The sequence below is a fragment of the Anaerolineae bacterium genome (assembly GCA_014360855.1).
In the GTDB taxonomy this organism is placed as follows: domain Bacteria; phylum Chloroflexota; class Anaerolineae; order JACIWP01; family JACIWP01; genus JACIWP01.
The window spans coordinates 1-6,958 of sequence record JACIWP010000175.1 but is presented as its reverse complement, the minus strand read 5'-3'; the positions used below and the strand labels follow the sequence as shown (position 1 = coordinate 6,958).

The window sequence follows — 6,958 nt, the reverse complement described above, 5'->3', positions numbered from 1 at the left end:
GACGACCGCCCGGCTCAGTCGTTCGTCGGCATCCGTCATGCCCGACCTGCTCCGAGTATCGCTCTCACAGACTGCCGTCCGGGCAGGATATCCCCTAGTGAACAATTCCCCCATCCAGCCTAGCCAGATTATACCGCCGGCCGGCGGGGTTTGTCAACAGGACTTTGGGTGAGGATGCCGGGAAAAGTTATGAAGCATGGTTTGCCGGGCGCTGGAGCAAACGGGTAATCCACGGTATAGGGATGGGATTTCGGCATCCAGTTTAGGAGCCGGCCCCCTGCGCCGCCCGAAAGCGCTCGGCGAAACGGGCATTGGCCGCGCGCAGGGCATTCTCGGGATTGATGCCCCGCCGGCGCGCCGAGTCCACCAGGGCAAAGAGCAGTTCCCCCAGCAGTTCCTCATCCCCATCCGCAACCGCCAGCCACTGCTGGAAGAGCTGGCTCAGCCGGCCGCCGGCCGCCGGCTCGTATCCCACGCGCGCCGCCCGTTCCTGATACGTCAGCGCCTGCGAGAGGGCCGGCAGGCTGGCCGGCACCCCTTCGAACAGCCGGCGGTGGTCCTCCGCACTTCGCTCCTGGCGCTTGATCTGCTCCCAATTCACCATCACCTCTTCCGCATCGCGCACCTTCACATCCCCGAAGACATGGGGATGGCGCCGGCGCAGTTTGGAGATGATGCCGGCAAACACCTCTGTGGGCTTGAACTCCCCCTCCTCGCGGGCGATCTGGATATGCAGGGCGATCTGCAGGGCCAGGTCCCCCAGCTCCACGCATAAGTCGTCCGTATCATCGCGGTCCAGGGCATCCAGCACCTCGTAGGCCTCGTCCAACAGGTGGGTGCGCAGGGTGCGGTGCGTCTGCTTGCGGTCCCATGGACAGCCATCCGGCGCCCGCAGTCGCGCCACAATGGTCTGCAATCCCTCCCAGGAACAGCCGTAGGGCAGTGGTGGGACGTAGACGGTGGTCAAATGGTCGATGGCCGGCTGTCGGTCCAATTCATACAAGGGGATGTGCCGAACCGCCTGCTCCGCAGTGCCGGCGGCCCGCACCAGTGCGATCCCATGTTCATCGGGGTACAGCTCCCCCAACGTCAGCTTGACATCGCTGGCCACCTCCCGGCTGTACACCTGCCCGACGATGACCCCCCGCTCGGGATCGATGCGCGGGTACGGCTGGGTGATGAGGTCCAGGGCGTCCACCACCTGCACGCCCTGGAGAAATTCCAGCCCCAGAGCGGTCAGGGTTGGCTCGATGAAGCTCAACCCCTCGACGATGCGCACCTCGATGCCCTCCGCCGGCGACCGCTCCAGCAGGAGCTGGGTGGTGACTTCCCCCACCAGGGGGTGACCCGGCACCGCGAAGTACACATCGGCGCCGGCGCGCTCCCGGGCCATGCGCATCAGCTCGCCGGCGATGGCCTCGTACACTTCCGGCAGGGTATCTTTTTCCTCGTACACGTGGTCAAAGGTGTACACTTTCCCACAGCAGGTCTGTATATACGGCAGGATAGGATGCCGGCCGGTGCGCAAATACACCGCATCCGCCTGCCGCAGTATCTGGTCCGCCTCGCGGGTCAAATGGGCTGGGTTGCCCGGACCCAGGCCGATAATGACAATGCCCATAGAGCACCTCGCAGGGAAATGGAAATGTGGGAAGGGGAGACCCCATCCATGCCGGAGTATAATGCCGGGAGATGCCGGCGTCAAACCGGCATTGGACAATAACTCCTTAAAAATTGCCGCCGGCGGCCGGTTTTAAGCTTGGGATATCCCTCCCCCTACAATTAGTATGCCCTTTTCCACTTTTCCACTACAGGTTGTGGAAAAGTATCTTCGGAGGCGCCGGCCGGCGGGCCGGAAAATGCTCCCGGAAGGCCCCCAAGCCCCATCCGGGGCATTGCCAAAAAACGCAGTTTCTGCTATGATAATCATCGGTTGCCCAGACACCCCACTGCATCGTCTGCGGCACTTCTCCCAGCTTTACCGCGTGAGGTCAGCGGTACGCGCCCCATCCACTGGCCTCTCCAAAAACAAGGTGACAAAAACGGTACCAACATTTCTGCGCAAGGAGAGGACACGTCCTGTTCCTGAAACCGCTGATACAGCGTGTCTCTTATTGTAGAGCGCCGGTGGTCCTTCCGCGGAATGGGGAAATCCTTGTCGTTATAGCACAGCGGCCTATCTTCTCAAGAAAAAGCACAAAAAAGATACGTTTCTATCCTGGCTCGTAGCACACTGCAGACACACGACCATGCCCACATTGTGGAGTTGTGAGCACATGAATCCCAACCAGATATGGCAGGCGGCACTGGGCGAGCTCCAGTTGCAGATGACGCGGGCTACATTCGAGACCTGGGTCAAGCAGACATCGGTCATTGGGTTCGAGGATGGGGTTTTTATCATCGGAGTACAGAGCAACTTCGCCAAGGAATGGCTGGAAAACCGCTTATTGGGGCTGATCAAGCGCACGCTGACCAACCTCATGGGGCGCTCGGTCGAGGTGCGCTTTGCCGTTCATCCCAAGAGCTATGAGTTGAGCGAGCAGGAAGCCGGCCCTCTTCTTACCGACACCCTCTGGACGCCGGCGGCCTATGCGCGTTCCAGCGCTGAGGCCCAGCTCAACGAGAAATACACCTTCGAGACCTTTGTCGTCGGCCCCAACAACCGGCTGGCCCATGCGGCGGCGCGCTCCGTGGCGGAGCGGCCGGCGGCGGCCTATAACCCCTTATTCCTGTACGGCGGCGTCGGCCTGGGGAAAACCCACCTGCTCCATGCCATCGGCCACTATGCCTTACAGCACGGCAGAAGCGTGCGCTATGTCTCGTCCGAACAGTTCACCAATGAGCTGATCAACGCCATCCGCAACCAAACCACCGTGCAGTTCCGAGAGAAATACCGCTCGATCGACGTGCTGTTGATCGATGACATCCAGTTCATCGCCGGCAAGGAAAGCACCCAGGAGGAGTTCTTCCATACCTTCAACGCCCTGCACGCCGCCAACCGCCAGATCGTCATCACCAGCGACCGGCCGCCCAAGGCCATCAACGCCCTGGAGGAGCGGCTTCGCTCCCGCTTCGAAGGCGGTCTCATGGCGGACATCAGCCCGCCCGATTTCGAGACCCGCCTGGCCATCCTGCGCAATAAGGCGGATACGCACAACATCACGGTGCCCGACGCGGTGCTGGAGTTCATCGCCCGCAAGGTGCAGAGCAACATCCGCGAGCTGGAAGGAAGCCTCAACCGGGTCATCATCTATGCCAACATGATGGGCGCGCCGCTGACAGTGGATCTGGCGGCCCAGGCACTGCAGGATATCGTCCTGCGCGCGCAGAACCTGGACCCGGAGGCCGTTCTGCGCGCTGTCGCCGGCTACTACCATCTGCGGGTCGAGGACCTGCTGGGCAAAAAACGAAGCAAAGAAATCGCCTTCGCCCGTCAGATGGCCATGTATCTCCTGCGATCCGAACTGGAGCTTTCTCTCCCACAGATCGGCGAGCGGTTGGGCGGGCGCGACCATACCACGGTGCTCTACGCCTGCGAGAAGCTGGGCCGGCTCATCGAAGAGGACGCCGGCGTGCGGCGAGACTACCTCAACCTGCGCGAGGCCCTGAACCAGCCGGCGCAGGGCAGTCACTCCATCCCGCACGCTGTGGATAAAGCGCTCAAAACTGTGGATAAATAGCCCGTTTTGGGGATAACTTTGGGGAATAGAAAGCCCGCCGGCGCTATAAAGGGCCGGCGGGCTTCTTTCATGCCCGGGGAGGGGTATAAATTTATGCCTTCCCCATGGGGGAACAACGAGATATAGGGCTGTGGAAAACCTGCCACAGCAATCCACAGCAGTCGGTTATCCCGTTTCGATGCCACATATCGGCATAGGACTTTTCCACAAGGCACTGCGCTTCCTGCACACCTTGTCCAGAGGAAAGGAGATGCTCCTCATCCCTCCGTATCTGTCATCTAGCTATACGACGAGCACTGTCCCCAATATATCGGGGGGCCGGGCCGGTTGTCCACTTATCCCCAGTCCTTACTATAACGACTACTATAACTAATATGCTCTACCAAGGGATATATATGATTGAGATCTTGATACGAGCGCGCCGCGCTTCCCTTTCCGGTTTCAGAAACCGGCCTGCTCTGTGGTATAATGCTTGCGGGTGGCCAGGCAGAAACGGAGGTGCAGGATGGGGCTGTGGGATAAGATACGACAGACGCTGGGCGGAAGGCGTGCGGAGGCCGGCGATGTCTTCGCCTACTGGGTGTATGTCCGGTGTGGGAAGTGCGGCGAAACCATCCGCACACGGGTGGATCTGCGCAACGACCTGAGCCTCCAGGAAGGAGGAGAGGGGTATTTCACCCATAAAACCCTGATCGGCCGCAAGCGCTGTTTCAACCCCGTGGAGGTGTATCTCTATTTCGACGCCAACCGCCAGCTCGTCGAACGGGTGATCGAGGGAGGGACCTTTATCGATCCATCGGAATATCGAGAGGATTGATGCCTCCAGCAAACGTGCTGTCAAGGGGATGATCGCATGACGGAACATCTTGCCAATCGCTGCCGGCTGTTCAGCGGCCAGGCCCATCGTGACCTCGCATGCGAGATCGCGGCGTATTTGGGCATCCCTCTCAGCCCTTCGGAAACCCGGCGCTTTTCCAACGACAATCTTTTCGTCCAGCTACGGGACAGCGTGCGGGAAAAGGATGTCTATATTGTCCAGCCGCTGTCGCCGCCGGCCAACGAGCACCTGCTGGAACTGCTCCTGATGTGTGATGCCGCGCGCGGCGCCTCGGCCCGCCGCATCACAGCGGTGATTCCCTATTTTTCGTACGCCCGTTCCGACAAGAAGGATGAACCGCGCATTTCTATCGCCGCCCGCTTGATCGCGGATTTGCTGGTCACCGCCGGCGCGAACCACGTCATCACCATGACCCTGCACTCCCCGCAAGTGCATGGCTTTTTCAGCGTCCCGATGGACCATCTCTCCGACCAGCCCATCTTCATCGAATACCTGCGGCAGAAGGACTTGTCGCGTGCTGTGCTGGTGGCGCCGGACATGGGGCGCGCCAAACAGACCAGCAAGCTGGCGCGCCAGCTCGGCGTTCCCATGGCGGCGGTCAGCAAACAGCGCATTGACGATGCCCACGTGCAGGTGGATTCCCTGATCGGCGAAGTGCACGGCATGGACGCCATCATTTACGACGACGAGATCGCCACCGCCGGCACGATGGTGGGTACCGCACAGTTGTTGTACGAACGCGGGGCGCGCTCCATCACACTGGTGTGCGCTCATGGGCTGTTCACGGGGCCGGCCATTCAGCGCCTGCAGAGCCTCGACCTGAAGGAGATCATCACCTCCAATACGGTGCCCATCCCCGAGGAAAAACGGCTTCCCAACATGACCATCCTGTCGGTGGCGCCGGCCTTTGGGGAGACCATCCGCCGCAACGTCGAGGGCGGTTCCGTCCAGCCCCTCTTCGCGTACTGACGTTCTGGGACAGGGAAGGCACGGGTTGTGTATCTGAAGCATCTGGTCCTGGTCAACTTTCGCAATTACCGCCATCTCGATCTGGCTTTTCCCTGTCCCCTGACCATCCTGCAGGGCCCCAATGCCCAGGGCAAGACCAATTTGCTGGAGGCCGTGTATCTGCTGGCCACCAGCAAGTCCCCACATGCCCAGACGGACCAGCAGTTGATCGCCTGGAGCGCCGGCAGTGAACCCCTGCCCTTCGCCCGGCTGATGGCCGAGATCGAGAAGCGGGGGGAATCGCGCCGGCTCGAACTGATCATAGCGCCCACCCAGCAGACGAACGGGCAAATGGTCTTCCGCAAGCAGATCCGCATTGATGGTGTTCCCAAGCGCGCCCTGGACCTGCTGGGAGAGCTGAAGGTGGTCATGTTCTGGCCGGAGGACATCGAGCTGATCGCCGGCTCGCCGGCCGGCCGCCGGCGCTATCTGGATGTCATGCTCTGTCAGGTGGACCGCTCCTACTGCTCTCACCTGATGCAGTACAATCAAGTGCTGGAGCGGCGGAACCGTCTGCTCCGCATCCTGCGGGAGGCCGGCGGAGACCTGGAACAGTTGGTCTTCTGGGATGCCAGGCTGGCGGAACATGGGGGCGCACTGCTGGCGCGCCGGCTCTCTGCCGCGGCGCAGTTGGCCAGCTTGGCCGCGGAGTTCCAGAGTCAGCTCACCGCCGGCGGGGAGGCACTGGAGATGCGCTACCGCTCCACGCTGTTCGATGGAGGGACGGAAACCCCTTCCGCGCCGGCCGAGCTTGCGGAGCAGATGCTGGCGAAGCTGACCGCCAACCGCCGGCGGGAGATCGCCGCCGGCCAGACCCTGATCGGGCCGCATCGCGACGACCTGATTTTCGCTATTGACGGCTATGACCTGCGCGCCTTCGGCTCTCGCGGCCAACAGCGCACCACTGCTCTGGCGCTGAAGCTGGCCGAGGCGGAGTTCATCCGGTGGGAGACGGGGGAGACGCCCCTCTTACTGCTGGATGACCTGATGTCGGAGCTGGATGAGCCGCGCCGGCGCTATATGGCAGAACTGCTGGCCGGCGCCCACCAGGCTATCATCACCACCACCGATTTGCGCGATTTTCCCGAGGCCTTTTTACACCGGGCTGAGGTCTGGCACGTGCGGCAGGGAAACCTGATCCCGCACGCGCAGTGGAATGATCACGAGAGGAATTCATTTCAGGAGCATCATGAGGAGGCAGGAGATGCCGATCAATCTGCCGGCCAGGCATAACGAACACCTGCAAAGGTTGATGGAAAAGGTCAACACCGACGCGGAACTGCATCAGCTCTGGCAGTGTGCCAATATCAACGCTGTGGACCGTTCGGGCATCAGCGATCACGGCGAGGTGCATATCCGCATTGTCGCCAACGCCGCGCTGAAGCTCCTGCGTCTGCTGATAGAGGCCGGCATCAAGCCCAGCGTGCAGGTC

General features: G+C 61.4%; 6 protein-coding genes. 5 read left to right on the top strand and 1 reads right to left on the bottom strand.

Annotated elements, in window-relative coordinates; genetic code table 11:
• Window positions 1–262 precede the first annotated feature (262 nt).
• Window positions 263–1,621 (bottom strand): nucleoside triphosphate pyrophosphohydrolase, encoded by a 1,359-nt coding sequence (gene mazG / locus H5T60_10060; GenBank protein MBC7242774.1) that lies wholly within the window; start codon window positions 1,619–1,621, stop codon window positions 263–265.
• A 655-nt stretch (window positions 1,622–2,276) separates the two neighbouring features.
• Between mazG and dnaA the strand changes: the two genes are divergently transcribed.
• From dnaA to H5T60_10035, 5 genes are all read left to right on the top strand, one after another.
• Window positions 2,277–3,680 carry a chromosomal replication initiator protein DnaA gene (gene dnaA, locus H5T60_10055; GenBank protein MBC7242773.1) on the top strand — a complete coding sequence of 468 codons (1,404 nt, stop codon included), beginning with the start codon at window positions 2,277–2,279 and terminating at the stop codon, window positions 3,678–3,680.
• A gap of 505 nt (window positions 3,681–4,185) precedes the next feature.
• On the top strand, window positions 4,186–4,497 hold the full coding sequence (locus tag H5T60_10050) for a hypothetical protein (GenBank protein ID MBC7242772.1): 312 nt from the start codon (window positions 4,186–4,188) through the stop codon (window positions 4,495–4,497).
• 36 nt (window positions 4,498–4,533) lie between these two features.
• Window positions 4,534–5,487: a ribose-phosphate pyrophosphokinase gene (locus H5T60_10045; GenBank protein ID MBC7242771.1), complete on the top strand. Its 954-nt coding sequence runs from the start codon at window positions 4,534–4,536 to the stop codon at window positions 5,485–5,487.
• Window positions 5,488–5,514: 27 nt separating this feature from the next.
• A complete protein-coding gene (gene recF, locus H5T60_10040) occupies window positions 5,515–6,759 on the top strand; it encodes a DNA replication/repair protein RecF (protein MBC7242770.1) in 1,245 nt (414 codons plus the stop codon).
• The coding region (locus tag H5T60_10035; GenBank protein MBC7242769.1) for a phosphohydrolase at window positions 6,731–6,958 on the top strand (228 nt) is incomplete at its 3' end. The genes recF and H5T60_10035, both read left to right, overlap by 29 nt.